The 26,510-nt window shown below is 32.2% G+C and carries 29 protein-coding genes; 20 read left to right on the top strand and 9 right to left on the bottom strand.

The features are described from left to right. Nucleotides 1-45: 45 nt before the first annotated feature. Nucleotides 46-345, bottom strand: coding sequence for a hypothetical protein (locus tag AN960_RS02435; RefSeq protein ID WP_156339596.1), 300 nt, complete (start codon nt 343-345; stop codon nt 46-48). 215 nt (nt 346-560) lie between these two features. Further along, on the bottom strand, nt 561-878 hold the full coding sequence (locus tag AN960_RS02430; RefSeq protein WP_056466269.1) for a thioredoxin family protein: 318 nt from the start codon (nt 876-878) through the stop codon (nt 561-563). A 201-nt stretch (nt 879-1,079) separates the two neighbouring features. Between AN960_RS02430 and AN960_RS02425 the strand changes: the two genes are divergently transcribed. The 7 genes from AN960_RS02425 to AN960_RS02395 all read left to right on the top strand — a co-directional run bounded on the left by AN960_RS02425 (nt 1,080) and on the right by AN960_RS02395 (nt 9,918). Then, complete coding sequence (locus AN960_RS02425; RefSeq protein WP_056466266.1) at nt 1,080-2,237, top strand: exonuclease SbcCD subunit D; 1,158 nt, start codon at nt 1,080-1,082, stop codon at nt 2,235-2,237. Between the two features lie 2 nt (nt 2,238-2,239). After that, nucleotides 2,240-5,320, top strand: a complete 3,081-nt coding sequence (locus AN960_RS02420; protein ID WP_056466264.1) for an AAA family ATPase — start codon at nt 2,240-2,242, stop codon at nt 5,318-5,320. A gap of 306 nt (nt 5,321-5,626) precedes the next feature. Further along, on the top strand, nt 5,627-6,436 hold the full coding sequence (locus AN960_RS02415; protein WP_056466262.1) for a basic amino acid ABC transporter substrate-binding protein: 810 nt from the start codon (nt 5,627-5,629) through the stop codon (nt 6,434-6,436). 64 nt (nt 6,437-6,500) lie between these two features. Continuing rightward, complete coding sequence (locus tag AN960_RS02410) at nt 6,501-7,157, top strand: amino acid ABC transporter permease (protein WP_056466260.1); 657 nt, start codon at nt 6,501-6,503, stop codon at nt 7,155-7,157. Continuing rightward, nucleotides 7,154-7,876 (top strand): amino acid ABC transporter ATP-binding protein, encoded by a 723-nt coding sequence (locus AN960_RS02405; protein ID WP_056466257.1) that lies wholly within the window; start codon nt 7,154-7,156, stop codon nt 7,874-7,876. The genes AN960_RS02410 and AN960_RS02405 overlap by 4 nt, the downstream gene beginning before the upstream one ends. 538 nt (nt 7,877-8,414) lie before the next feature. Next, nucleotides 8,415-9,344, top strand: coding sequence for a D-2-hydroxyacid dehydrogenase (locus AN960_RS02400; RefSeq protein ID WP_056466255.1), 930 nt, complete (start codon nt 8,415-8,417; stop codon nt 9,342-9,344). A gap of 262 nt (nt 9,345-9,606) precedes the next feature. Continuing rightward, the gene (locus tag AN960_RS02395) at nt 9,607-9,918 is read left to right on the top strand and encodes an MTH1187 family thiamine-binding protein (RefSeq protein WP_056466252.1); all 312 of its coding nucleotides are present in this window, start codon (nt 9,607-9,609) and stop codon (nt 9,916-9,918) included. A 134-nt stretch (nt 9,919-10,052) separates the two neighbouring features. Here the strand turns inward: AN960_RS02395 and AN960_RS24750 are convergent, their stop codons facing one another. Together AN960_RS24750 and AN960_RS02390 are read right to left on the bottom strand one after the other, a co-directional pair. Continuing rightward, the gene (locus AN960_RS24750) at nt 10,053-10,214 is read right to left on the bottom strand and encodes a hypothetical protein (RefSeq protein WP_172795384.1); all 162 of its coding nucleotides are present in this window, start codon (nt 10,212-10,214) and stop codon (nt 10,053-10,055) included. Nucleotides 10,215-10,321: 107 nt separating this feature from the next. Beyond that, nucleotides 10,322-10,708, bottom strand: a complete 387-nt coding sequence (locus AN960_RS02390; protein WP_056466249.1) for a hypothetical protein — start codon at nt 10,706-10,708, stop codon at nt 10,322-10,324. Between the two features lie 1,205 nt (nt 10,709-11,913). Here AN960_RS02390 and AN960_RS02385 point away from each other — a divergent pair. The 6 genes from AN960_RS02385 (at nt 11,914) to AN960_RS02360 (ending at nt 17,768) form a co-directional block, all read left to right on the top strand. Then, nucleotides 11,914-12,861: a helix-turn-helix transcriptional regulator gene (locus AN960_RS02385; RefSeq protein ID WP_056466246.1), complete on the top strand. Its 948-nt coding sequence runs from the start codon at nt 11,914-11,916 to the stop codon at nt 12,859-12,861. Nucleotides 12,862-13,060: 199 nt separating this feature from the next. Further along, nucleotides 13,061-13,465: a VOC family protein gene (locus tag AN960_RS02380; RefSeq protein ID WP_056466243.1), complete on the top strand. Its 405-nt coding sequence runs from the start codon at nt 13,061-13,063 to the stop codon at nt 13,463-13,465. Between the two features lie 957 nt (nt 13,466-14,422). Beyond that, complete coding sequence (locus AN960_RS02375; protein WP_056466241.1) at nt 14,423-15,040, top strand: TetR/AcrR family transcriptional regulator; 618 nt, start codon at nt 14,423-14,425, stop codon at nt 15,038-15,040. 233 nt (nt 15,041-15,273) lie between these two features. Beyond that, entirely contained in the window at nt 15,274-16,503 is a 1,230-nt protein-coding gene (locus AN960_RS02370; protein WP_056466237.1) for an MFS transporter, read from the top strand. Between the two features lie 16 nt (nt 16,504-16,519). After that, nucleotides 16,520-17,407 carry a GNAT family N-acetyltransferase gene (locus tag AN960_RS02365; RefSeq protein ID WP_056466235.1) on the top strand — a complete coding sequence of 296 codons (888 nt, stop codon included), beginning with the start codon at nt 16,520-16,522 and terminating at the stop codon, nt 17,405-17,407. Nucleotides 17,408-17,528: 121 nt separating this feature from the next. Further along, nucleotides 17,529-17,768, top strand: a complete 240-nt coding sequence (locus AN960_RS02360) for a hypothetical protein (protein WP_056466233.1) — start codon at nt 17,529-17,531, stop codon at nt 17,766-17,768. A 129-nt stretch (nt 17,769-17,897) separates the two neighbouring features. Here AN960_RS02360 and AN960_RS02355 read toward each other — a convergent pair whose 3' ends face one another. Together AN960_RS02355 and AN960_RS02350 are read right to left on the bottom strand one after the other, a co-directional pair. Further along, the gene (locus tag AN960_RS02355) at nt 17,898-18,587 is read right to left on the bottom strand and encodes an LrgB family protein (RefSeq protein WP_056466230.1); all 690 of its coding nucleotides are present in this window, start codon (nt 18,585-18,587) and stop codon (nt 17,898-17,900) included. Beyond that, nucleotides 18,574-18,981, bottom strand: a complete 408-nt coding sequence (locus tag AN960_RS02350) for a CidA/LrgA family protein (protein ID WP_056466225.1) — start codon at nt 18,979-18,981, stop codon at nt 18,574-18,576. The genes AN960_RS02355 and AN960_RS02350 overlap by 14 nt, the downstream gene beginning before the upstream one ends. Nucleotides 18,982-19,143: 162 nt before the next feature. On the opposite strand from AN960_RS02350, the gene AN960_RS02345 reads away from it, so the two are divergent. Continuing rightward, complete coding sequence (locus AN960_RS02345; RefSeq protein ID WP_082459326.1) at nt 19,144-19,770, top strand: 3'-5' exonuclease; 627 nt, start codon at nt 19,144-19,146, stop codon at nt 19,768-19,770. A 122-nt stretch (nt 19,771-19,892) separates the two neighbouring features. On the opposite strand, the gene AN960_RS02340 is transcribed toward AN960_RS02345, so the two are convergent. Then, nucleotides 19,893-20,213: a hypothetical protein gene (locus tag AN960_RS02340; RefSeq protein ID WP_156339595.1), complete on the bottom strand. Its 321-nt coding sequence runs from the start codon at nt 20,211-20,213 to the stop codon at nt 19,893-19,895. A 288-nt stretch (nt 20,214-20,501) separates the two neighbouring features. Continuing rightward, a complete protein-coding gene (locus tag AN960_RS02335; protein ID WP_056466219.1) occupies nt 20,502-20,720 on the bottom strand; it encodes a hypothetical protein in 219 nt (72 codons plus the stop codon). A gap of 287 nt (nt 20,721-21,007) precedes the next feature. On the opposite strand from AN960_RS02335, the gene AN960_RS24305 reads away from it, so the two are divergent. From AN960_RS24305 to AN960_RS02310, 5 genes are all read left to right on the top strand, one after another. Next, nucleotides 21,008-21,202 (top strand): hypothetical protein, encoded by a 195-nt coding sequence (locus tag AN960_RS24305; RefSeq protein ID WP_156339594.1) that lies wholly within the window; start codon nt 21,008-21,010, stop codon nt 21,200-21,202. A 262-nt stretch (nt 21,203-21,464) separates the two neighbouring features. After that, on the top strand, nt 21,465-22,229 hold the full coding sequence (locus AN960_RS02325) for an exodeoxyribonuclease III (protein ID WP_056466212.1): 765 nt from the start codon (nt 21,465-21,467) through the stop codon (nt 22,227-22,229). A 299-nt stretch (nt 22,230-22,528) separates the two neighbouring features. Continuing rightward, a complete protein-coding gene (locus AN960_RS02320) occupies nt 22,529-23,146 on the top strand; it encodes an NUDIX hydrolase (RefSeq protein WP_056466209.1) in 618 nt (205 codons plus the stop codon). Nucleotides 23,147-23,333: 187 nt separating this feature from the next. Continuing rightward, the gene (locus AN960_RS02315; protein WP_056466206.1) at nt 23,334-24,269 is read left to right on the top strand and encodes a serine hydrolase domain-containing protein; all 936 of its coding nucleotides are present in this window, start codon (nt 23,334-23,336) and stop codon (nt 24,267-24,269) included. A 156-nt stretch (nt 24,270-24,425) separates the two neighbouring features. After that, nucleotides 24,426-25,043 (top strand): rhomboid family intramembrane serine protease, encoded by a 618-nt coding sequence (locus tag AN960_RS02310; RefSeq protein WP_056466203.1) that lies wholly within the window; start codon nt 24,426-24,428, stop codon nt 25,041-25,043. A 645-nt stretch (nt 25,044-25,688) separates the two neighbouring features. Here the strand turns inward: AN960_RS02310 and AN960_RS02305 are convergent. Next, complete coding sequence (locus AN960_RS02305) at nt 25,689-26,198, bottom strand: hypothetical protein (protein WP_056466201.1); 510 nt, start codon at nt 26,196-26,198, stop codon at nt 25,689-25,691. A 148-nt stretch (nt 26,199-26,346) separates the two neighbouring features. Between AN960_RS02305 and AN960_RS24745 the strand changes: the two genes are divergently transcribed. Beyond that, the gene (locus tag AN960_RS24745; RefSeq protein WP_165347078.1) at nt 26,347-26,499 is read left to right on the top strand and encodes a hypothetical protein; all 153 of its coding nucleotides are present in this window, start codon (nt 26,347-26,349) and stop codon (nt 26,497-26,499) included. Nucleotides 26,500-26,510: the final 11 nt, after the last annotated feature.

The raw sequence follows: 26,510 nt of genomic DNA, 5'->3' as shown, positions 1-26,510 counted from the left end.
GATGATATAGGTGTTCTTTTTGAGTACTATTTGTTACGAGAGAAATTAAGGCCAATACACTTGATATAAAAATAATGTATATTTTATTGTAGCATCAGTACGTTTATCGAATTCTCTAGAGCGAAAGCCATATGTTATATTGACAACTACTTCATAAGGGGAAATGATTTTAGTACTTGTATCAATCGTTGTTCTAAAAAACATACCTTCTTGATCAGAAAAACCATAATCGATTCCATTTAAAACACTACTTGCATGTAACACTTTAAAAGGATATGTTCTAAATAATCGTGAAACCGTTCTTCCACCTGTTAGTGCTTTAAGGAAAGCGAACAACATCTTCAATTAAATTAAGCACAATAAATTACCTCATGAGATGTATATGATTTAAATCAAGTCCAAATTGCCTATAATTGTTAAAGTCATGTAGGCCAGGAAAAAAGGTATGTACAAAAAAGTTAAACCATACGAAAAACCACAAGGATTACCTTGTGGTTTAATTTATTTTATTTAGAGTTTAGGGATATTCCCATTCACATCAAGATTTAACTAAGTTTATATTATTCAAAAGTTGATAAAAATTCTTCAACTGATTCTGGCGTTTTTGCATTTGCGCTATGTAAGTGGCCAATTTTTTCGCCATCTTTAAATACAAGTAAACTCGGAATTCCCATTACTTGTTGTTCACTAGCGATTTCTGGGAATTCATCGTGATCCATTGTGTACCAAGTAAATGATGGGTGCTCTTCAATAACGTCTCCGATAAAAGCATCTAAACGTGTACAATCAGGACACCAAGTTGCATAAAATTTCACCACGATTGGCTTTTCACTTTTAATTATTTCCTCATATTTTTTTACTTCTTCTATTCTTTCCATAATTGCCTCCTAAAGCTTTGATAAGTTTATTTTGAATCATATTTATTAGTATTTCAATTATTTTAACTTAATAATGCATTTTTAGAATTAATGTGATTAAAAAGGATACAAATGTTCGTATGTTGATGTAAAATATAAGATAGAAAAGTTGTACTAAAAATTAGTAACAATGATAGTAAATAAAATGATGAGGTGTATTTAATGAAGTTTATTCATACAGCAGATTGGCACCTTGGTAAAATTGTACATGGTGTACATATGACAGAAGACCAACGATATTTATTATTAGATGAATTCATTTCAATAATTAAACAAGAAAAGCCAGATGCAGTTGTTATAGCAGGCGATTTATATGATAAAAGTATCTCTCCAACTGAGGCGATTGAACTATTAAATGAAGTATTCCATAAAATTGTAATTGAATGCAATACGCCTATTCTTGCGATTGCTGGAAATCATGATAGCGCTGAACGCATTGAATTTGGTAGCCGTTTTATGGAAAAAGAAGGCTTATATTTAGTAGGGAAATTTCAAACTCCATTTAAGAAAGTAATTTTAAATGATGATGAGGGTGAAGTTCATTTTTATTTAATTCCGTATGCCGAACCAAGTATTGTACGTTATATCTTACAAAACGATGATATTCATTCACATGATGACGCTATGAAAGCAATCATCAATAAAATAAGAGATGAAGAATTAGACCCAACAGTCCGAAATGTATTTGTTGGACATGCATTCGTTACAAATAATGGTGAGCCTTCAGATGAAGAGACAGAGGGAGAACGAACCCTCTCTATTGGTGGAGCTGAATACGTATCACATCATAATTTTAAACATTTTAACTATACAGCCCTAGGACATTTACATCGGGCACATTTTGTAGGAAATCAATCAATTCGATATTCTGGATCACCATTAAAATACTCACTTTCTGAAGAAAACCATAAAAAAGGTTGCTTAATTGTTGAATTAAAAGCTGACGGTGAGCTATCAATAGTTAAAAAAGATTTTCATCCAAATCGAGATTTAAGATCGATCGAAGGAACTATTGAGGAAATCAGACAGCATTCTGTGAATGATGATTATGTATTTGTTAAATTAACTGATGAGCATATGGTAGTACATCCGATGGAACAAATCAGAACAGTTTATCCAAATGCAATGCATGTTAGTCGAAAGCGAACGACATTACAAACAGAACAAACAAATCAACTGAGTTTAGTGGAAAAACAATCAAAAAATCAACTTGAGTTGTTCCAATCTTTTTATAAAGAAATGAAGAATGAAGATTTGAAAATTGAAGATGAACAATATATGAAAGAGATTATTCACGAAATCTTTGTAAGGGAGGAATAGATTTGAAGCCGTTAAAAGTAGTACTTCATGCATTTGGACCTTATAAGGATAAGGTACATGTTGACTTTAGTCGACTAAATGAAAAAGGATTATTTGCAATAACTGGTCCAACTGGTGCAGGTAAAACAACAATATTTGATGGAATTTGTTTTGCTCTTTTTGGAGAAGCGAGCGGTGAAAATAGGAATGACCAAACATTACTTCGAAGTCATTTTGCAGATGATGATCTATATACCAGTGTTGAATTGACATTTGAATTAAAAGGAAACCATTATAATATTTTTAGACAAAAAGGACATCAAAAGAAACAAAATAAAAGTATTACAGGCGATAAAATAGAGTTTTATAAAATTGAGAATGAGGAAAAAGTACCTTATTGTCAGGAATTTAATAAAACTTCAATCGTCAATAAAAAAGTAGAAGAATTATTAGGGATCAATGCAGATCAATTTAAACAAATCGTATTACTTCCTCAAGGTGAATTTAGAAAATTATTAGTTTCGGATACAAAGGAAAAGGAAGAAATTTTGCGAAAAATTTTCAGAACTGAACTATTTGAAAAAGTAACTGAAACTCTGAATTTAGCTAGAAGAACCATGGAAAGTAAATTTACTAATTTAAAGCAGAAAATCGTTATTAAATTAGAAGTAATTGAAAAATTGTTAAGCGAAAAAGGAATTCAAATTTCCGACGATTCTCAAATTAATCTTCATCTTGTTAATGAGATATTGACTGAACATATATCAAGTATAATAGAAGATTTAAAAAGACTTGAAGAAAATGAGAAAATACAAAAATCACAATTAGAAACTAGCCAGCAAAAGTTATTTTCAGCAGAAGCTCATAATAAAAATATTGATCGATTAAATGAAGTAATTGAATTATTAACGATGTTAAAAGGTCAAGAGTTAGAAATAGAAGATAAAAAAATAAAAATAAAATTAGCCACAAATGCTGAAAAAGTATTGCCTATAAAAACTGAACTTGAGAAACTAAAAAATTCACTACAAGTTACAAACGATAAATTATTATTCGAAATAGAGAGTTTAAAAGAAACACTTATTAAAATTGAAAAAATTTCTGCGGAAGTTGCTACTTTACCTGAGGAGCAAAAAAAATTAGGTAGCCTAGAAAGCCAATTGAGTAATTTATTAGCTTTAAAAGAAGATGTAGAACATTTTCAAAATCATAAGGTAGCGTTTCATAATAAATCGAAACAGATTCTATTATACGAAAATGAAGAAAAGACATTACAAGATGGTTTAAAGAAAGAGAACGAAGAATTAATTCAATTAAAGCAGCAACTACATGACTTAGAAGGTATTCATGATCAATGGGCGAAATTGTCCTTATTAAACAAGGAAATCTCATTAAAAGGTGGGTTTGCTAAACGAATCTTTTTTGCAAAAAAAGAATTAGAGCAAAAACTAAATGAATATCAACTAAAAAATTTAGATCATCTAAAATTAAAAAATGAATTGGATAGAATTGAAATTGAAATGCATCAGCAAAAAGCTGCTTTTTTAGCGAAAGATTTAAAAGATCAAGAGCAATGTCCAGTTTGTGGAAGTACCCATCACCCATCGCTTGCTAAATTTAATGGGACTGTCAATGAAGAAGTAGCAGAAAAATTAAAAATGCAAGTAAATCAATTTCAGACTGAACTAGCAACAATTCAGGGTGAAATTAAAAGTAAAGAAAACTCATTAAAAATTGATGAAGAATCATTTTTTGATGAGCATGGACAATTTGATTTTACAAATGAAGGGCTTAAAGCTCTAGCTGATGAGTTTAATGAGAATAAATCAAACTTAACTAATCTGACCGAGAAGAAAGCTGCTTTCGAAAAAATTAATCATTTAATAAAAACAAAAGAAGAATTAATTAGGGACATAAGTTTAAAAGTTACTGAGAAGACTGAGGCAATGAATAAGTTTACGAATGAACTAAATGAATTAAAAATTCAGATCGTACAAATTGAATCAAAATTACCAGAACCTTTAAGAACTCTTGAAAAATGGCAAATGGAAAAAAATGAAATTGAAAAAAGTATTTCAATATTAAAAGCTAAAATTTCAAAAATTGAAGAAGAATTTAGAAGTCTAACTGAACAGAAGACGATTAAAGAAACTACTCGCACTCATCTTGAGAATGAAGTTATAAAATTAAATGAAGAGATTCGAAAAACAACGATTCTTTATCATGATAAATTATCCGAGTACGAGTTTAATGGAGAATCTGAGTTTATTAGTGCAATTGATCATATACGAATGGCTGACCAATATCGAAATGATTTATCATTGTTCGAAGAGAATCTTCAAAGATTAAGTACTGAAAAAGAGTTGCTTGGAAAACAAGTTCAATCGATGAAAAAAATTGATGTAAGTGAACTTAAAATGAAGGTACAAGAAATTACTCAGCAGTTAGACGCTATTGTTAACGAGATGATTCGGATCCAAGAATTAAATAAACGATTAAGTCAATTGAAAATTGACCTGCAAAATTATCAAGAGGAATTTGTAAAAGCTGAACAAAAATTAGCAGGATTAACGGATTTATATAAAGTTACAAAAGGCGATAATGATAAAATGATTTCGTTTGAGCGATATGTCTTATTGGATTATTTTGAACAAATTATTGAATCGGCAAATATTCGACTTGATCATTTATCAAATGGTCAATTTCAATTGCAACGGAAAGATGCAGTTGAAAAAGGAAGGAAACAAAGTGGTTTAGGATTGGAAGTTTATGACTCCTATACAGGTCTTGCTAGGGATGTAAAAACATTATCTGGTGGAGAGCAGTTTAATGCATCACTTTGCTTAGCGCTAGGTATGGCAGATATTATTCAAGCACATAAAGGTGGTGTATCAATTGATACGTTGTTTATAGATGAGGGATTTGGATCGTTAGATGATGAGTTGTTATCAAAAGCAATTGATACCCTTATTCAGCTTCAAAAATCTGGCCGTTTAATTGGCGTTATTTCACATGTGCAAGATGTAAAGGATGCAATGCCTGCAGTAATTGAAGTTCATAAAACAAACAAGGGATATTCTGAGTTATCAATTTTAATTAAATAAAGATGAAAGTGTGCCGGAAACTAAGCGAAAGTTTCCGGTTTTTTATTTTTACTAAAAAGATTTTGACTAGAATTTTTTGAATGAAATATATTTATCTATAGATACATTAGTAATATAAAAATTTACTTTTATAAATCCTTTCAATCAACCTGCTTAATGGAGGGATTTGGCAATAATTGACATAGTATTGCATATTTAAACAAGAATAGATATAATAATTAAAAATCTAAATATACCAAATTTTCAATAAATTTATTCTAATTAAAAATTTACTTACATAAATCAAAAATAATTGGGGGTATTGAAATGAAAAAGGTTAAAAAACTATCGTTTGCATTTGCTGTAACGACAGCTCTAATTTTATCGGGGTGTGGTAAGGATGCGAAAACAAGCGGATCAGCAGATAAACCGTTAAGAGTTGTTACTGATGCTGCCTATGCACCATTTGAATATCTTGATAACGGTAAAATAGTAGGATTCGATGTTGATTTTACTAATGCAGTTGCGAAAGAAGCTGGGGTAAAAATCAAAATTGTGAATACTGGATGGGACCCATTATTTGCTGAAATTGGTGGTAAAACTGCTGATATTGGTATGTCTTCAATTTCAATCAATGCAGATCGTGAGAAAACATATGATTTTACCACACCTTATTTTCTATCGATTAATAAAATTCTAGTTCCAGAAGGTAGTAGTATTAAATCGGCCGCAGATTTGAAGGGTAAAGTTGTAGCCGTGCAAAATGGTACAACAGGTCAAGAAGCTGTTGAAAAAATGTTTGGTAAAAACAATAAAAATCTTAAAAAATTCGAAAATAACAATTTAGCAATTTTAGAGCTTCTTAGTGGAGGAGCGGATGCAGTAGTTGCGGACAATGGTGTTCTTGAAGCGTATGCAAAAAATAATCCAGATAAAAAGCTAGTTGTTATTGATGATAAAGATAGCTTTGAACCTGAATATTACGGTCTATTACTTCAAGATGGAAGTAAATTAAAAGGTAAACTTGATAAAGCAATTAAAGAAGTAGTAAACAATGGTACTTATGAAAAAATTTATAAAGAGCATTTTGGATCAGAGCCAGATCTTGAAACATTAAAAGCAGAAGAAAATAAATAGGAAATTAAAAATTGCGTAACAGGGCACTTGTGTTACGCAATTTTATCTAAATGGGGGAAAAGAAATGGGATTTGATTTTGGAATTATAAAAGAATACATACCGTTTTTCCTTAAAGGAACTGGATTAACAATTGGCTTATCTTTAGCAGGAATTTTCTTAGGGACAATAATCGGATTATTTATTGGATTAGGTAAAATGCAATCAAATAAATGGTTAGCTCTACCTTTTGTTTGGTACATCAATTTCTTTAGAGGAACACCGTTATTTGTACAAATTTTATTAATTCACTTTGGGGTAGTTCCGTATTTTATAGGAGAAACAAATGCAATAGCAGCAGCAATCATTGCACTATCATTAAATGCAGCAGCATATATTGCTGAAATCTTTCGTGCTGGAATTCAATCAATTGATAAGGGGCAAATGGAGGCTTCTCGCTCCTTAGGAATGACGCATGTACAAGCTATGAAACATGTTATTTTACCTCAAGCTATTAAACGTATGATCCCTCCACTTGGAAATGAATTTATTGTCTTAATAAAGGAATCTTCAATTGCAGCTATTATTGCTGCACCTGAACTTATGTATTGGAGTAGAGCAATGCAAGGGCAATATTATAAAGTGTGGGAGCCGTATATTTCTGCAGCGGTAATCTATCTAGTCCTAACTTTAACATTAAGCTTTGTTTTAAATCGCATTGAAAGAAGGTTGACTACGGGATGATTAAAGTAGAAAAACTAAAAAAATCATTTGGTTCACTAGAAGTATTAAAAGATATCAACATTACAATTCAACCACGTGAAGTATGCGTTGTGATCGGTCCTTCTGGTTCAGGTAAATCAACCTTACTTAGATGTTTAAATATGTTAGAAACAATTACAGCTGGAAAAGTTTATATCGAAAACGTCGATCTTACAGATAAAAAAACAAATATAAATAAAATTCGTACTGAAGTAGGTATGGTATTCCAACATTTTAATCTATTTCCACATTTAACAGTTTTAGAAAATATTACTCTAGCACCTAAAAAAGTAAGAAATCGACCGAATGACTTTGCTAAAACGAAAGCACTTGAACTATTAAAAAAAGTCGGGCTTTCAGATAAAGCTAATGTATATCCTGACTCGCTATCTGGTGGACAAAAACAACGTGTTGCGATCGCAAGAGCACTTGCAATGGAACCAAAAATTATGTTATTCGACGAACCTACTTCCGCTCTAGATCCTGAAATGGTTGGAGAAGTTTTAGAAGTTATGAAGCAACTAGCTAAAGAAGGAATGACAATGGTCATTGTTACACATGAAATGGGCTTTGCTCGTGAAGTTGGTGATCGCGTAATTTTTATGGATCAAGGCTTCATAGTAGAAGAAAACAGTCCAGTGCAAATATTTGATTTCCCAAAACACGAGCGCACGAAAAGCTTCTTAAGTAAAGTATTATAAGGAAGATATTAAACAGATGAGGGTGCCCAAATTTTTTTAGGGAACCTCTTTTTTTTGTGACAAATAAGATTTGAAAATTAAACAAAAATGAATCTAGTGAAATTAAGACTGAGCTGCAAATAATCCAGAGCGAACTGCAAATAAATTTTGAGAATTGAAAATAAAAATGACTAAACAGCAATTAACATCAGCAAAACGGCAATTAAATCCTTAAGGATCGCAAATAAGATAAAAAATTCCCCATACCAGTTAGGGGATTATGCCATAGAAAACTATACAATAGTAGACATTTTAAATGGAAAACTAGCAAATATGCTCTTATTCTTTCAATATCCCTTAAAAAGTTGATTTAAATCAGCTAATGACCAATTGAAAAGATTCAATAGGTCATCTAAAAAAGCTATGCACTGTAGAGATACCCCCGATCGAATGGAACGAAAGGGTCGTGACTCCTATTTTATAAGCGAAGTGTTTTCTTTTCATTCTTTTCGAAATATTATGCTAAAATTTATTTAAGACAAAAAAAGGAGTGTAGGACATGGAAATTCAAAGAGTATTAGTAACTAGCCGAATTCAACATAAGCTTAAGGATATTATTGAATCATATAATCTATCAAAAGAGTTTCGTTTTTTACCTGAAGATGAAGTAACAAAAGAGGATTATGAGTGGGCTGATACATATGTTGGTTTTCGTCCAACACCAAATTTTGAATTTGGAAACATAAAGTGGGTTCATTCATTAGCAGCGGGCGTAGATAGTTTTATGAAAATTAAATGGAAGAATGACGTACTTTTAACGCGAACAATCGATGTTTTTGGTTCGAAAATGAGTCAATATTGTTTAAGTTACATTCTCCAGGATTCACAATTACATGAACAATTTTCAAATTTACAGAATGAAAATAAGTGGGAGTTTCATATCCCAAAATCTTTAGAAGACCAAAAAGTAGTCATTTATGGTACAGGTGAAATTGGAGGCTATATCGGAAAGGTTTTATCAAGCTTAGGAATGAAAGTATATGGAGTTTCTATGAGTGGTAGTCAAAAACCAAATTTTGAAAAAGTAGTTCCGTTCGAAGAAGCATCTACAATTTTAGATCATGCAGATTGGATTATTAGTGTTCTTCCATCTACGAATGAAACGATAAATATAATAGATATGAATACATTTAAACATTTAAATAATGTAGGTTTTATAAATGTTGGGAGAGGATCAACTGTATGTGAGGACTCTTTAAAGGAAGCTTTGAAAAATGGGTATATTAGAAAAGCTATTTTAGATGTTTTTGCTGTTGAACCACTTCCAGCCGATTCTGAATTATGGCAAATGCCTAATGTAAAAATAACACCACATATTTCGGCAGTTACTTTACCAAATGATGGTGTTAAGTGTTTTGTCAATACACTTTCAACATTAGAAAATAACGAAAAACTAAGAAATATAGTGAAGATTGAAAAGGGATATTAATTTTTTGATGTATAAAGCTATTTTTTGTTTAATGTTTGCCAGCAGATAAATGATCGTTAAATTTTTCATTTCACATTAAGAAATTATCAATTTGCAGCTATGAAGGGGACTCGACGTTGCCTGCAAATTTTAGGAATTAAGTATAAGTGCAACTACGCCTCTGTCTTCGCCTTAAAGTTCGCCAATCGTCGAGTTTTCTTTATTATCATAAACATGTTAGGATATACATGTAACAAATTGATATAAAAGGAGAATACAAAAAATGGCAATTATTGACGTTTCAATCGTACCAATTGGCACAGATACACCTAGTGTGAGTGCGTATGTAGCAAATATACATAAAGTTTTAGAAAAGTATAATGGCGAAGTAAAATTCCAGCTTACACCTATGAATACAATTATTGAAGGCGAATTACCGTTATTATTAAAAGTTGTACAAGAAATGCATGAGGTACCATTTGAAAATGGCATTTCAAGAGTTGCAACGACTATTCGAATTGATGATCGTCGAGACAAGAAAAGCACAATGGAAGGTAAGTTAGCTTCTGTTCAAGCAAAACTTGAACAAAACTAATTATGCTTTATAAAGTGACTAGAGTTTAACGACTTTTTAGTCACTTTTTTTATGAATAGGCTGTCTGTTTAGGCAGCCTTTAGAGTTTCTTATTTAACTAACGCTGCGTTAGTTAAATAAAGAATAAATGGTTATTAATTACCTGTTAATCTTATCAAAAGGTATATAAAGAATAGAATAACCACTAATATAATCATAGGAAAGCATCCTATTTTTGATATTCCATTTAAGTCACCAGACATTGAATTGTTAACTGCATCATTGAGGTTTTCAACTGGATTCTTTTTAATTTTCATAGCAACCTCCAAAAATCCAACTTGTAAATACTCTAATTACTCTTTATTCTTCTAATTCTGTTATAGAACTAACGCTAGCGTTTAGTTACATAAGGAAGTTCAAAATTCTATTTGCATAAAGTTTTTACTTGTTCATTAAATTGAGTATTACTCTTGTAGTATTCGCCCTTTAATTTTAGTAGTTTAAAGTCTCCAATTTCTTTATCTTTATGATAAGCCTTTACTGAGTATCCGTCGTCAAATAGTAAAAGGACAGCGCGGTCTTCTTGATTTTCGTCACGAATAAACTTAATCTTCCTGACATTATTCACCCACATATTAATATTCTCAAGGTCAGTTAATTCTTTAAAGTTCCCATTTTTTCCGTATACGATTTTAGTTATTTCTTTATCTGTATAAATAGACTCAAAAGTCATTCCGTCTTCTTTTTTTTGACAGGATGTTAAAACTACTACAATAACTAATAAACAAATGGACAAGAATAATCTTCTCACAAAATGTTCCTCCTAATTTACCTCTCAAACACTACTATATTAATTCAATTTTCCACTCATATATTCCTTTTCTTATTGAACTATACTTCCATTTTGTTGAATAAAAAAAACGACCGCCGAAGCAGCCGATCGTTATTGAACGCATGCAATAGTTGAAGATTAAAAGCAGCCATTGGCTGCTTTTTGTGCGACGGGCAGTCGCATAGGGTGCTGACCTAGTCAGCGCCCTTCAATTATTTTATTTAGACAGAGACGACACTTCGGTGTAACGACTGGATGAAGGATAAAATTATGAATTCCAGATGGTGAAAATCCATACTCGAGGAGACTGACCTAGCTCGAGAAGTCTAATCTAGGGCATTATCGCGAGGTATTGTCTGAAGGAGATGCGGTAAATTGAGAGACCCGTAGACGAAAAGATAGACCCTAATGCAAGAAGTGTGAAGCACGGCGGCGGAGTAAGTTGGCGACTTTTCGAAAAGTGAGGAAGCCCACTAAAATGGCATTTTCTTTAGAAGTCAGAACGAGGAAATGTGACTTATAACGTGATGGTGCAGGGTATGTCTTGAAGGAAAATGCGATGACCCCGTGAGGTCTCCACCTTACCAAACAGGCAGGGTTCTAATCTATAAGGGTAATCCGAAGTGATGAAGAACGGGTGGAGAAGTCAGACGTTCTCATAGTACAGGAGTAGTTCGGTGACCATAACACCGAATGAATGGAAGGGGAACGACCTATGGGTCCATGTCATGGACAAGATGTTATGTTAACAATCGAGTTACTGCGGTAAAACCGATTGGATGAACATTAAGAAAATGTATGGAATAGTAATGAGCCAAGAGTGGATGTATAATGCCTGAAACGCAACTTCTTGGTAATCAATATAACATATGGGTAAGCCGTATGCCTTAATAGGGCACGTACGGTTTGATAAGGGGGAAGTCTCGTGAGAGATTTCCCTACTTTCTTATTTATGTATTTGGAGGATAGTTGCATTAGTAAATCCTACTATTGTTGGTATTCGAGTTTTATAAATAATGATACAATCGTTGTTGTAATTAACAACAAAAAAAGGATGAGTACCTTGGTTAAGATAAATTTGAGACAGACATTTAAATACCTCTTTTATCCAGATTCGTTAAATCATCTTCTCCATTAAGATGTGATACTATTACTTTTGTAATAAACTTTCAAGGGGGCAACCAATGAACAAAACAGACCGTTTGTTAGCCATCGTGCTGGAGCTAGAACGTAAAGAAATAGTACGGGCCGAAGATTTGGCGACCCTATTTGAAACTAGCGTACGGACCATCTATCGCGACATACAGGCGCTGAGTGAAGCGGGCGTGCCGATCATAGGAGCCCCTGGGACAGGATATTCCTTGATGGAAGGCTATTTCCTGCCGCCGATCAGTTTCAATGTACAAGAAGCCGTGAGCTTGTTGATTGGAACAGACTTTATCGAACAACAATTTGATGATGATTATCGTGTCAGGGCTCAAGCCGCTCGCGGTAAAATCGAGGCCATTCTATCGGAGAGCGTTCGCAACGAAGCATCTCGTACACGCAAGTCTATGCGTTTGCTCATTTCTGATAAACAGGTCAAGCCGTCAAAAGAAAAGAAATATCTAGAAAAGATCCGTCGAGCGATATTAAACGAGCGAAAAATCGGCTTTCATTATGCAAAAAGACTGGCAGATTTTGAAGGGAATCGCCATAGTGTTCGCACCGTTGCTCCCTATGGATTGGTGCTCATTCAAGGATCGTGGATGCTCGTGGCCCGCTGTGATCTGCGTCAAGACATTCGCCATTTTCGCTTGTCCCGAATGACGAAACTTATTGATCTGGAAGAACGATTTGAACTGCCGGCATATTTTAATTTAAGGGATTATACCCCTCCGGATGATCGACACTTACAAGTTCGCCTTCAATTTAACCCTGACATCTCAGATAGGGTGAAGGAATCGAACTATCATTACATAGAGGATATGGAAGAACATCAAGATGGATTGTACGTGGTGTTACGTGTTCGTCAACTGGAAGAATTGCTTCAATGGGTGCTTGGCTGGGGAGCGGGTGTGATTGTATTGGAGCCTGAATCATTCCGAAATCGGATTCGTGAGGAAGCCGAAAAAATGTTAAAACGCTACTGACATACTGTTGTCAGTAGCGTTTTCTTATAATCAGAGTAAGTAAACGTAAAGGAGTGAGAGATTAATGCGAAGGTTGTCTTGCATCGGTTGGAGGACACTATGGATCAATCGAGCAGCAATCAGGCGTGGAGGATGACCGTTGGACCAAATGGTTCAGTTACTGATTAAATCAGATTTATTTTAGGAAGGATGATATCTTATGAATTTTGCTTCTGTACGCATCATTACTGACGACGTGGATCGCCTCGTCGAGTTCTATGAGAAAGTCTTGGAGGTTTCCACGGAACGCCTCGCACCTGTTTTTGCCGAACTCGTTGTGCCTTCGTGTACCCTGGCGATCGGCCACACCCAGACGGTGCCACTGTTCGGCACTGGTTCCGCAGTGGCAGCCGATAATCACACTGTCATCATCGAGTTCCGCGTCCACGATGTCGATGCAAAATACGAGCGCTTGAAGCCGTTTGTCGACGAGTGGGTAAAAGAACCGACCACGATGCCGTGGGGGAACCGTGCTATGCTGTTCCGTGATCCCGATGGCAACCTAGTTAACCTCTTCGAGCCGGTGACCGAGGAAGCGATCAAACGGTTTAGCGGTAGGGGTTGACGGACTGTTGAAGTGAGTGTGGCCTCAATTTGGGGAGTGGCAACGATTCGTAAAGTAAATGACTATTGTAGCCGAATGTGCCGATAACATTTCTCCGGTGATAACATCGTTTTTCCTGGTATGGCATTGATTCATTAAGAAGCTTTTGAAGTATTATCGGCTGGTTTAAAATGGCCCCATAAAACAGAAATCGTTGCCGTATCGCTCGAATAATAATAAAATTATATTGAAATCGAGTCTTCAACCAAAACTGATTGTTGAACAACATTGGAAAAAAATGATCAAACTTTTTTATAAAAACGAAATTGAAATTTGTTAGAGAAGAATCCATTTTGATCAATCATTTTTCGAAATGGATTCTCTTATTTTGACTAATATGAGGATTTGAAAGGGATTTTTGTCAAACTTTATTTCATACCTATATGAAGGTTGGGTTAAATATTTGGAGCCTTCGGAAGTAGATGAAGGATTTGCATTTGGTGTACCTGAAAGTTCAATATAATTTGTTTTAGTAATCTAGATTATTAATCACCAATAGGGCGATTGAAATATGTGCTATTAATATCCAAATGACTCTGGTTAACTTTTTATTTTGTCGGACACCTTTCTTATCTAATATAAAATAACCACACAGTAATAAAACAAATAAAATATTTATTACCCAACGCACTACAATTCCTCCATTTTTATAATTCCTTAGTTAATTATACACTTCATTCGACTTAGATAATTTGGGGGAATTTAACCTTTTTGTTCAAAGAATTTCGGTTCATCCTTATTCAATTAAACTGCCATTTTGTTGAATAAGAAAATCAACACTCTACTTTAATAGAGCCTATAAATTTTAAAAAAATCGTGTGATTATTTTGAATGTTTTATTGAAATTCCATAATTTAGTTGATAAACTAAACTAAACAGTCAGTTTAAATATATTTAATGAGTAAAGGAATGTGTTCAATGCCAAAAGTCTCAGATGATTACAAAGAACGCAAAAGGGAGAGTCTTCTTGAAAGTGCTTTAAAATGTTTTGGAGAAAAAGGATATCATACGACAACAATGGATGATATTGTTGCATATTCCAAAACGAGTAAAGGCCTAATTTATAATTATTTTAAAAGTAAGGAAGAACTTTATTTAACTTTAATGCAAGAAAGAACAGTTCAAACATTTGAAAAAATTAATCAACGTTTTCAAAACTTTAGTTCATCAAAAGATAAGTTAAAAGAGTTATTTCAAATGTATAGTGAAATTTCTTTAACAGAATTATGGCGAAATATGATTAGAGTGCATATGGAGTTTTGGATTAATTCAGCAAGGCATGAAAATCTACAAGCCATAATGATCGAAAGGTATAAAAATCAATATCGTTTATTTTTAAGTGAAATTATTAAACAAGGAATCGAATCTGGTGAATTTAAGAAAACAATCGATCCTGATATTATTTCTAGTTTGTTTTGGGCTAATATCGATGGAATTTGCTTACATTATTCAGTTGTAGAAGAAGATGAAATTTACAAAGCACAATTTAAAGCCGCCGAAGAAATGATTATGTCTTATATAGTCATTGAAAATTAAAATTTTGGGTAGAGAGTGTAAATACTTTTCTACCTAAAATTTAAATTCAGAAAATTTTTTATGTTAAAAATAATGCAAACAACATACACTAATCATAGAATAAAATAAACTTAATAGTCAGTTTTAATTGGAAAGGAGGAATTACGATGAATTCAGTCCAAATTAGAATTATTTGTTTGTCTATGTATTAATAGGGGTGTAGTTTTTAATTTTGGTAGAATGAAGGGATTTTAATGGGAAAGAAAGTCTATTTTTTATATACAAAGGCGTTCTCGGATATAGGTAGTATGATGGAATTGGTTGTTATGAATGCGGTCATCTACTCGATGACGAAAAGTACATCATGGCTGGCAGCGGTTTTAGCCCTTCGCGTTTGTGGAGGGATTTTAACAAGTTTATTTTCTGGTGTAATTGCAGATCGATATAATCGAAGAAAGCTAATGATATTCAGCGATATTACTAGAGGATTGAGTATACTACTTTTATGTATTTTCCCTTCACCTTTAATGTTTGCGATTGTAGCATTTATCATTGGCGCATTAGGAAGCTTTTTTTCAGTTAGTTTTAGTGCGGATTTACCCCAAATATTTGGAGAAGAAAATATTTTAAAAATAAATGCTTTTATTTCGCGACTTGCTGCAATTAGTATGGTTATTGGATTTTTAGGTTCAGCATTTTTATCAACCATTGTAGATTTTCGAGTAATCATTGGAATAGATGCTCTTTCCTATTTCTTATCTGCATATGTCCTAATCTTTTATAAATGGGAAAATACGGTTAAAAAAGGTGTTAACAATCAATGGAAACAATTATTTTATGATTTAAAAGAAGTAAAAACGTATGTGCTTATCAAACCTCTATTAGTATTCGTATTCATTATATTTCTATTTCAAACATTCTCAGCAAGCTCTCATAATGTCGGAGTACCAATATTAGCAGAAAAAATTAGCTCGGAACATGCAACATTTTATCAAGGGCTCATTTGGGGAACTTGGGGTATTGGCGGAATCCTTTCAACTTGGTTAATTCCGAAGGTCTCTTGGTTAAAACAACATTATCTATTTATGTATTACGGAACTTCAGTTTTAACATCAATCGGCTTCATTTTATTTTTATCGAATCACATTTTATGGGTAGTATTCTTCTTTGCATTTTTTACAGGCTTTTTTGATAATGCTGCAGGTACTTATTTTTCAACAATGATTCAAAAAACCGATAATTCCATAAGAGGTAGAATCTTCGGAGTCGCAAATTTGTTAAATAGGGTTGGTTTTACGATTGGTTTTGTAGCTGCATCACCATTATTATCATTCTTATCAATGCCACATCTTGTTTGGTTGTTTCATGGAAGTCTAATCATTATGATTTTATGTGTAACAAGCTACTTACTATTTAACAAAAAAATTACTTTTAACTATGATCAAAATCAACAAAATGAAAATGAACTCATCATTTCTAAATAAAAAAGGACGTGAATTTATGGAATCAAAATTGAAAAAAAGTATAGAAGTTGAAAAAATAAATTATTTCAGATGTAGCGAAGTAGACGTTGAATTAGCTTATCAAGCATTTTCAATCGGTTTTTCAGATTATATCGTTAAATTTAATTATTCTAAGGAGCAGTTTGTCAATTTGTTTTTTTGTCCAGAAGGTAACAAACCTGAGCATTCTTTCGTGGCAATTTATGAAAATGAAGCGGTAGGTGTGATTTTAGGCGGTATTAAAATGTATGAAACAATTAAAACAATGCGATGTGGAACTTTGGCTATTAGTCCAGATTATAGGGGATTAGGTGTTAGCCAAAAATTATTTGAACTGCATAAAGAAGAAGCAGAGAAAAACGGATGTAAACAACTATTCCTTGAAGTAATTGTTGGAAATGATCGAGCAATTAATTTTTATAAGAAACTAGGATATGAAAAGATTTATGACCTTTCTTATTTTTCTAAATCAGATTTAACAAGTTTACAACAAATACAATTAGAATCTAGTACAGAAGTAAATAAAGTTGAATTTAATACTTTCAAAGAAACAATTACAAATTGGGATTTTCATATAAACTGGCAAAATGACATTGATTATTTAGAAAAACTAACTAATTTTAGTTATTATCTAGCAAGAGTTAACGATGAAAATGTAGGTGGTTTAGCAGTGAATGAAAATGGTAGAATAAGCATCCTGATCACTGATAAAGTTTACCGTAATCGAAAAATAGCAACTACCTTATTAAAATCTGCGGCTAATGAACTAAATTTAAAATCTTTCTCAACATCCATACCAAATAACAATAGCCTTGAAGGTTTCTTGCAAAAACTAGATTTTAAGAAAGAAAAAATTGCTCAATATGAAATGTACAAAATGATCTAGGATAAGAAGGAAAGAGTGACAGTACTCATCACTTGAGAATTTTGTACTTTTGCCTATATACATGACCTTGCTCCTAAATGAGCTAATCTCCGTACATTAGATAGTATGGAGGTGATATAGAATGTATGATTATCGTCAGCAAATTGAGCAACCATATTATCCATATTCCGGAGTACCGCAACAAGAGGATGAAAGGTTTTTCCCATTCTTTTTTCCGTTTTTATTTGGTGCAGCAGCATTTGGCCCATGGGGATGGGGAAGACCATGGGGTTGGGGCCGTCCGTGGGGCTGGGGAAGACCATGGGGGTTTCATCGTCCGTGGGGCTGGGGCCGTCCATGGGGTTGGGGAAGACCTTGGTAAATTAAAAAACTATTGAATTAGGTGTCTCATAAGTTATCGTACTTTTGAGACACTTTTTTGTTTTGAAAAATACTTTTCTGTAAAAATCAAAAAATATCCCACAAGGAAAATAATACCTTGTGGGAAGTCTTATTTTAGTATTAATTTTATGAAAAATGGAATAAGAATAGAGGCGAATATCGCACTAAGCGTCATTGCAATTGAACTTATTGCTTGTTCAATTTTTCCATATTCTGATGCTTTGGCTGTACCTACTCCGTGCGATGCGATTCCATATGAAGCTCCAATTGCAACAGGGTGATCTATTTTAAGCTTTGATAGAATAAAAGGGCCAAACATCGATCCTGAAATACCAGCAACCATTACATAGACTACAGTTAAAGAAGGAATCCCACCAATAATTGAAGTAATCCCCATTGCTAAAGGGGTAGTAACTGATTTTGCTGCCAAAGAAAGCAGGATGATTTTTTTTAATCCGAGCCATAGTGATAAGTATACACCTGAAAGTAAACCGACAACTGTTCCTGCAAATACACTAACTATTATTGAAAGACAATGTTTCTTTAATGTTGAACGATGCTCGTAAAGTGGATAGGCAAAAGAAACAACAGCAGGACCTAAAAGTAAATTAATCCATTTTCCTCCAAGCATATACGATTCATAAGTAATATGAAGATTTACAAGAATTATGATAATAACTGTAGTAGAGGTAACGATTGGAATCATTAACGAGTAAGTGAATTTAGCGTACATTTTTTTTGCAAGAATATAACATAAAATGGTTAAGAGGATAAATAGCAAACTTTTAATGTCCTTCATTCGTATCCCTCCCAATTAATAAATCATTTGTTTGTTTTTTATGGGCTCTCGAAGTAAGATACGAACTAATGCTTGCAGTAATAGTAAATACAACTGCTGTACTAATTAATACAATTATAATAGAAATTAAACCGTGAAAATTTAATATGGAAGAATAATTCATTATTCCTACAGTAGCTGGAATAAACAAAAGCGTTAAGTGTTTACTTAAAAAATTACTACCACTTCCAATCCATTTTTCGTTAAAGACTGGTATAAATAGTAAGCAAAATAATAACAACATACCAATAATACTTCCCGGAATAATCAGATGAAATTGTTGCTGAATTATATTTCCAATAAAAAATAATAAGTAAAGAAAGCTTATTTGAACTATCAATTTTACAAAATTCATTTTCAACATCCTTTGATTCTTACTAACTAATAGACTATTAATCTTATTATTGTACAATAAATTATGGCGAAAATGTGAACTTTTTACGTTATTATAAAAATGCATCTTTTTATAAAAAAGCTTATAATAGATTTATCATTTAAATAGAGGAAGTTATATAATATGAAATCATTTGTAGCGTTTGATTTTGAAACGGCAAATTATAATCGACATAGCATTTGTGCTGCCGGTTTTGTATTTGTTGAAGAGGGAGTAATTGTTGACCAAGTTTACTCTTTAATTAATCCCGAAGAAGAATTTTATTCGATGAATATTTCTGTTCACGGAATTAGACCAAGAGATGTACAAGATGCACCTCTTTTCCCAGAATTTTATGAAACGATTAAAGATAAAATTGAAGGGAAAACATTAGTAGCACATAATCTACCATTTGATGGATATGCATTAAAAGATAATTTATCAAGATATGGTATACCTTCAGCTTTAAATAATTTACTATGTTCACTGCAGCTTGCTAAGAAGGTATTACCAAAACAATCCCGATATTCATTAGATACTTTATCAACTCAATTCGGTGTTTTATTAGATCATCATCACCATGCATTAGCGGATGCTGAAGCGTGTGCGAAAATATTTCTTCATTTAACGAATGAATATGAGATCTCATCATTTGAAGAGTTATATGAGAAAACTTCAATTTATCATGGGCAAATACACCAGTTTGATTATCGTTCATCATTAGTGAAACCGAAGAAAAGCAATAAAAAAACAAAAATAAAGACAGATTAGGATTGAATTCCTTTTCTGTCTTTTTTATTACTGCACTCTACGAAATAATATACAATTTTTAATAATATAAAACTAACCCTATATCCATCCTTAATTGGGAACAGAATTAGTTTTATTATTTTTTAAATACTAGAATAGGTAAAAGAAATCCCAACTGGTCGCTTATATTTACCACTGGATTCTTTTGTGTCAGACCCAATCCAAGGATCATTCCAGACTTCGAATGAATATATTTTCAAATAGTCTTTAGCAGTGATACGATAAGTTTTACCTGATGGTACGTTTATTTCGTAAGAGTCAGAAATAGTATAGCTTTTTTTATATGTAATTCCTAATTCAGTAGCAATAGTTTTGATAGGTAAACCCGCAGTTCCAGAAACTTCAATATCCCGAGACTCAGAGATAGTCATTGTAGCTTTACTCTTACCTTTGTAAGTACTCATTCGTATGATTTCTCCATTACCGTAAGAAGTTCCTTTGCTTTTAACGTAAAGCCCATTTCCCCACATAGGTTTAATTACAATAGGAGCCACTTCCTGATCGAGATAGGCGTCAATTTGGTCTTCTTTAATAACAACTGTATAAACAAGGACATTTTCACCTTCTACTGGTTCGATAGCACCATTTTCGATTAAATCATTTAAAACTTCTTCGTTTGAAACATTAATTTGTAAGTCACCAATCTCTGTAACCCCAATTTCAACTCCAGGCTCTTCTTTTGAAACTATGACTTAGCTGCCAATTTCAAAAGTAACCTTATTTACCAATCCTTCATTAACTGACTTCAAAGCCTCTTCATCAGTAAATAACTCTTGTGCTGGGAGAGTTTCCGTTTTAATTGAAGTGTTATTTTCTTCAGCAGAAACCTGCTTATTTGTATTGTGTAAAAATGGAATGAAAATTGTTATCACAAGTGATAACGAGAGCAAAGTAACAAATAACTTTTTCATGTGTATGCCTCCAAAAAATTATTATGGTATTATTTACTATAATTAGAGTGTATAACAAATAAAAAAGTGGTAGGGTTTCTAAAAAAAAAATTCGCGTTTCAATATTGGAATGATCTACATAAAAGGTATTGTATTGTGAAGGAGAACTGCATAAAATACTTAATAGTAGGAAAACCGATTTAATCAAATGGATTGGTTATTCTATTAGTCTACTAGGGGACAGGTTAAATCGATTAGATAAAAATAAACAGGATTTGCGAACTCGAATAAATGAGATAGAGGCGAATGTGGATACACTTATCCAACAACTTATTGAATCGTCAGAACAGGTCAAGAAGGCTATCTCAAGGAAGATTGAACAACTAGAAGACGAACGCAGTAAGCTTGAAACAGATTTACTTTCATATGACGTTGTGAAGATTAAAACAGAGATTAGTAAACTAATTGAAACAATTAATCATATTAATAAATCGTCTAATTAGGAAGTATTTAGTATTGAAGATGTATTATCGTTTGTTGAATTTATCAAGATTGACAATGAGGATTTAGATATTGAATTCAACTTCGATAAATTACTACCTAAGCAAAACATCCGTTAAAGATGCATTGCTTGATATAATGGATAATTTTAAATCAGTATCGGATGAATATAAAAATATGATAGACAAGTTGTGATTTGTTATTGCTTTTTTAGTTGCCGTCATTAGTAAAACCGAAACTTAAACCTAAATTGGAGAAAAAAGTATGAAATTAATATCTTGGAATGTAAACGGAATAAGAGCATGTGTGCAAAAGGGATTTTTAGATTATTTTAATGAACAAAAAGCGGATCTATTTTGTATACAAGAAACGAAGTGCCAAGAAGATCAAATAACGTTGGAATTAGCGGGTTATTATCAATTTTGGCATTCTGCAGTACGAAAGGGTTATTCAGGTACTGCAATTTTTACGAAACATAAACCTTTAAATGTAAGTTTTGGATTTAACGGTAAAGAAGAAGATCAAGAAGGAAGGGTATTAACCTTAGAATTCGAGAAATTTTATATGGTAAATGTTTATACGCCTAATTCTCAGCGAGATTTAGCCAGATTACCAATAAGATTAAAATGGGAAGATGATTTTAAAAACTACTTAAATAAGCTCGATGAACAAAAACCTGTCATTTTATGCGGGGACTTAAATGTCGCACATAATGAAATCGATTTGGCAAATCCAAAATCAAATCGTACGAATTCTGGCTTTACGGAAGAAGAACGTGGTAAAATGACAGCAATATTAGAAAGTGGCTTTACTGACAGCTTTCGATTTTTAAATCCAACTAAAGAAGGTTCATATAGTTGGTGGTCTTATATGGCAAAAGTCCGTGAACGAAATATTGGATGGCGTATTGATTATTTTATTATTTCAAATAGACTTCAAAATGAGCTAATAAATTCAGAAATTCACTCCCACATTATGGGTAGTGACCATTGTCCCGTTGTTTTAACGATGGAAGATTCAATCATTTAAATATAGACAAAGTACAAAAATTTGATTTTCAGACTGATTGCAAGCGCTTGTCTTTCGAGGCGCGAAGCCTGGTGAGGAGCGGAGTTACACTTTGCGGTATTGAGCACCGCTTAACAGTAGAAGCAACGAAGAAAGCGAACGTTTGGCGGGCAGTCTGAAAGCTCTAAGGTTTTAGAGCTTTCTTTTTTTATATAGGCATTTAGTAAGTCAAAGAGAAGCAATTATGCGTAAACTAAAGTTAGGACAAAGTATAGATTGTTAATAAGACTACCTATTAGTAGAAAAGGAAGTGGATTCCTATTAGTATAAAATGGCTAGAATGGGCACAGAGAATCCAAGCAATTTCTCAAGCAGGATTGACCTTTACGAAAGATGTTTTTGATAAAGAAAGGTATGAAGAACTAAGACATATAAGTGCTGATATTTTAAATCATTATTCAGAATTACAAATTGAAGAAATCGAGGGATTGTTTCGTAATGAACGGGGGTATCCAACACCAAAGCTTGATGTTAGAGGTGTCGTATTTAAAAATGGCAAAATATTATTAGTAAAAGAAAAGCTAGAAAATAAATGGTCTTTACCAGGTGGTTTTTGTGACGTTGGATTATCAGCTTCGGAAAATGTAGTTAAAGAAATTTATGAAGAATCAGGCTATGAGGTTAAAGTGAAGAAACTACTAGCAGTTTTAGACATGACAAAGCATGACCATCCACCACATTCATATCACTACTACAAATTATTTATACAATGTGAAATTGTTGGGGGTAATGCCTCTACTGGAACAGAAACAAGTGATATTGGTTTCTTTGATCAAGAGTACTTACCAGACCTTTCCCTCAATCGAAATACTGCTGCTCAATTAGAATTAATGTTTGAATATTATCAAAATCCTAAAAAAGAAACATGTTTTGATTAAAGATCAATTAAAAAGAAAATATAAAAGATATTAAATAAATCATTTCAGAGTTGCGATCGCAGCTCGATTTTGTTTTAAAGGGTACTAAGTTTATAAAATTGAATTGAAGTTATGAAAAATATACATATTTAGAATTAATGATTAAAATAGAAGGAAATTAATAAATCAATTTTAAAGGAGAAATGATTTGAAAACAAATTCTATGAATTATGTAAAATTCGAAAATGAATTAACAAAAGAACGCATTTCTACTTGCCTTATTTATCAAAATGGAGAAATTAAATATCATTTTTATAAAAATTTAAAAAGCGAAACAAAATTATTCAAAATTAATTCCGTTACGAAAAGTGTTTTATCGATGTTAATAGGAATTGCAATAGATAAAGGATTTATAGAAAGTGTAGATGTACCAATTTCTAAATACTTTCCAAATATCGAAGAGAAAAAACGAGAAATTACGATCGAACATTTGCTAACAATGACACCTGGATATGATTGGCAAGAGTGGGGCGAATGGGGTGGGCGTCCATTTCCAATGATTAATAGTAAAGACTGGATACAATATGTACTTGAAAAAGAAATGGTTAATAATCCAGGTGAAAAAATGATTTATGATTCTGGAGCATCACAAGTATTAAGTGCAATTATTCAGTTGGTAACAAATGAAAAACTATCTTCTTTCGCAAAAAGTATGTTATTTGATCCGTTAGGAATAAAAGAGTTTATTTGGCATGAAGATTCAAAAGGAATAAATATTGGTGGATTTGGTTTAAGTTTAACGACAGATGATCTACTAAAGCTTGGGATTTTAATGATGCAAAAAGGAAAATGGAATAATAGACAGATTATTTCAAGTGAGTGGATTGAAAAATCAACAAAAGCGAAGTACCATACATATCCGCATGTTGGTTCATATGCATACCATTGGTGGGTGCTTGAAAATAAAGAGTTAATGGAACTTGATTCAACGATTTATTTTGCCATTGGTTATGGAGGGCAATTTATCATTATTTCGCCAAAAAATCAATTAGTAGCAGTTTTTACAAGTGCAAAATATATTAATACTTCTACCCCATTAAAAATCATTCAAAAATACCTTCCTTTAATATTAACAAATGAATAGGGCCGAAAAGATCAAACCTTTATCCTGTAATTTCTATTCTCTAAATTTTGTATGTTTTTTTAATTTGAGAATAGGAATTTACAGAAAAATGTCGAATTAAGTAATAGAAAATATAAATAACAACTTGATAATAGCTCCAAGAAGGGATGAAGATTGATGTTTTTGGTGACAGAAGACTTCAAAACGTTTATTAGGAAATATCCAATCACAACTATTATGGTTGGTTTATGTACTATATTAGCGATCATTACGACATTTTTAGGTGGATATACAATCGAAAATATCATCAATTTAGGTGGGTATGAGCACGAACTAGTAAAACAAGGTGAAATATGGAGACTTTTTACTTATGCATTTATGCACGGAAGCTACGCTCATTTTTTTATGAATATGACCTTTATGATTATTTTAGGAAGACCATTAGAAAGAGCGTTAGGTTCAGTTAAATTTTTACTATTTTATTTATTATCGGTTATTCTTACAGGCCTTATTATTAATTTTAACTATACACCTAATACAGTTGAGACAGGTGCATCAGGTGTTGGCTATGCTTTTTTAGGAATGTATTTGTTTATTACATTATTTAGAAAAAAGATGCTCTTTTCAGATGATCGTAAGTTTGTCATAACATTTTTAGGAATTGGATTACTATCTTCGTTAATTATCCCGTCGACAAGTTTGACTGGTCACCTGGCAGGTATGATTATCGGTTTTATGATAACTCCTCTTTTATTAAAAAAAGGTGCTAGGTTTCAAAACTCCGTTAATGTTTAGAGTACATATAAGAGAAAAAAATAATTTTGTTATAACGATATAATATTTTCAAAACAAACCTAGTTCAAATTGGACTAGGGTTGTTTTGGTTATCTTTCGGTTGAGAATGAACGTTAGTTATACTTAATTTCCATTTTTTTGACGTTGAGATTGTCTGGGTTCCAAAATAAAAAGTGCAAATTCCACCAAGTTACAAAGATTAACCACATATGTATAATTAATAAAAATACTTCAAAATCATCAGCCAATACAAAGGGAATAGAGATGAAGAATTTATATTTTTTTATAGCAGTAGTAGTAATCTTATTAATTGTATTTAGCTTGATCTATACTTTTCGCATCATTAATGAAAGAAAGAAAAAATTAGAGTTAGTGAAACAAGAGTTTTAAATGACTAGTGGACGATATAATCTTACATATGAAAGAAGGGACAACTGAACAATATTTAGATTATATGTATCTGGACGGAAAATTTTAAAAGGATTCTCAAGTTGTAGAGGAACAGGAAGTTAGGGACTCTATCTATCAATTTTGGAAATCAGGGGCTTTTTCTTTATATAGTACTGAAATCCGAGTTGAATAAGTTTCTTAAAGGTTGTCTAATTAGACAACCTCATTTTTTAGTTCAAAAATCAAAATTTTAATTTAAAAATCATATAGATCGATAATTCGGTCAGCTGTTTGACGGTTTCTACATAATTTGTAGAGATCATTAAAAAATCGTTCAACTTCAACAGAAGTACTCGGAATTGGTATTTCTACTTGAAGTGAACCAAATACTTGTTTAAAATAAGCTTTTCGTTCAGCGTTTTTACCATCCCGTTTTAATGGATTGTATTTCCAAACTAAAAATAATTGACCATCTTGCTCACGAATTTCTCTTATTTCTGCAGCGGTTGTAGATTTATTTTCAACATATATGACTAAATAAAAATTTTCATTGCGATGCCAGTCGATTAATAGTAAATAATAGCTTTCTTCTTCTACTTTACTTAAGTGAAAGGCAAAAACAATAGGTTTACCGTTTGTCCATTGTTGAAAATTTTGTAACGTATTTAAAGTTGTTGGTATTTCCTCAATATTAAATAAAGAATTATTTGAAACCATCCAATTTTTAATCTGATTTGAAATACTGATTGCAATTTCTTTTTTCATCATTTACCTCAACTTATTAAGTCCTTTTTATTATCATATCATCAAAAAACAACTTAATAAAATTCTTCCTTGTAATAATCTACCATCTATAAGTTAAAGTTGAAATACTCATATTATTAATGATGATTTAACTAAGGAGGTTTTTATAATGGCAAGAGGTAAAAGCTTTAATCATAAGAAAAAAGGTCATGAACCAACTCATCCAAAAGGATCACTAGTCGCCCCTGAAGACCGTAAACATGAAGATCGAGAAGAAGATTATATTGTGACAGAAGAAGCATTTAAAAATCGCATTCAATAATAATTTATTAA

It is taken from the genome of Bacillus sp. FJAT-25509, from assembly GCF_001420605.1.
Classification (GTDB): Bacteria; Bacillota; Bacilli; order Bacillales; family Bacillaceae_G; genus Gottfriedia.
This window is presented reverse-complemented; position numbering and strand designations above follow the sequence as displayed.

Excerpts from the sequence above, each read along its gene's own strand:
- AN960_RS02430 (WP_056466269.1), bottom strand. The coding sequence starts at position 878 with ATGGAAAGAATAGAAGAAGTAAAAAAATATGAGGAAATAATTAAAAGT.
- AN960_RS02425 (WP_056466266.1), top strand. The coding sequence starts at position 1,080 with ATGAAGTTTATTCATACAGCAGATTGGCACCTTGGTAAAATTGTACAT.
- AN960_RS02415 (WP_056466262.1), top strand. The coding sequence starts at position 5,627 with ATGAAAAAGGTTAAAAAACTATCGTTTGCATTTGCTGTAACGACAGCT.
- AN960_RS02410 (WP_056466260.1), top strand. The coding sequence starts at position 6,501 with ATGGGATTTGATTTTGGAATTATAAAAGAATACATACCGTTTTTCCTT.
- AN960_RS02405 (WP_056466257.1), top strand. The coding sequence starts at position 7,154 with ATGATTAAAGTAGAAAAACTAAAAAAATCATTTGGTTCACTAGAAGTA.
- AN960_RS02400 (WP_056466255.1), top strand. The coding sequence starts at position 8,415 with ATGGAAATTCAAAGAGTATTAGTAACTAGCCGAATTCAACATAAGCTT.
- AN960_RS02395 (WP_056466252.1), top strand. The coding sequence starts at position 9,607 with ATGGCAATTATTGACGTTTCAATCGTACCAATTGGCACAGATACACCT.
- AN960_RS24750 (WP_172795384.1), bottom strand. The coding sequence starts at position 10,214 with ATGAAAATTAAAAAGAATCCAGTTGAAAACCTCAATGATGCAGTTAAC.
- AN960_RS02385 (WP_056466246.1), top strand. The coding sequence starts at position 11,914 with ATGAACAAAACAGACCGTTTGTTAGCCATCGTGCTGGAGCTAGAACGT.
- AN960_RS02380 (WP_056466243.1), top strand. The coding sequence starts at position 13,061 with ATGAATTTTGCTTCTGTACGCATCATTACTGACGACGTGGATCGCCTC.
- AN960_RS02375 (WP_056466241.1), top strand. The coding sequence starts at position 14,423 with ATGCCAAAAGTCTCAGATGATTACAAAGAACGCAAAAGGGAGAGTCTT.
- AN960_RS02370 (WP_056466237.1), top strand. The coding sequence starts at position 15,274 with ATGGGAAAGAAAGTCTATTTTTTATATACAAAGGCGTTCTCGGATATA.
- AN960_RS02365 (WP_056466235.1), top strand. The coding sequence starts at position 16,520 with ATGGAATCAAAATTGAAAAAAAGTATAGAAGTTGAAAAAATAAATTAT.
- AN960_RS02360 (WP_056466233.1), top strand. The coding sequence starts at position 17,529 with ATGTATGATTATCGTCAGCAAATTGAGCAACCATATTATCCATATTCC.
- AN960_RS02355 (WP_056466230.1), bottom strand. The coding sequence starts at position 18,587 with ATGAAGGACATTAAAAGTTTGCTATTTATCCTCTTAACCATTTTATGT.
- AN960_RS02350 (WP_056466225.1), bottom strand. The coding sequence starts at position 18,981 with ATGAATTTTGTAAAATTGATAGTTCAAATAAGCTTTCTTTACTTATTA.
- AN960_RS02345 (WP_082459326.1), top strand. The coding sequence starts at position 19,144 with ATGAAATCATTTGTAGCGTTTGATTTTGAAACGGCAAATTATAATCGA.
- AN960_RS02340 (WP_156339595.1), bottom strand. The coding sequence starts at position 20,213 with ATGAGTACTTACAAAGGTAAGAGTAAAGCTACAATGACTATCTCTGAG.
- AN960_RS02335 (WP_056466219.1), bottom strand. The coding sequence starts at position 20,720 with ATGAAAAAGTTATTTGTTACTTTGCTCTCGTTATCACTTGTGATAACA.
- AN960_RS02325 (WP_056466212.1), top strand. The coding sequence starts at position 21,465 with ATGAAATTAATATCTTGGAATGTAAACGGAATAAGAGCATGTGTGCAA.
- AN960_RS02310 (WP_056466203.1), top strand. The coding sequence starts at position 24,426 with ATGTTTTTGGTGACAGAAGACTTCAAAACGTTTATTAGGAAATATCCA.
- AN960_RS02305 (WP_056466201.1), bottom strand. The coding sequence starts at position 26,198 with ATGAAAAAAGAAATTGCAATCAGTATTTCAAATCAGATTAAAAATTGG.
- AN960_RS24745 (WP_165347078.1), top strand. The coding sequence starts at position 26,347 with ATGGCAAGAGGTAAAAGCTTTAATCATAAGAAAAAAGGTCATGAACCA.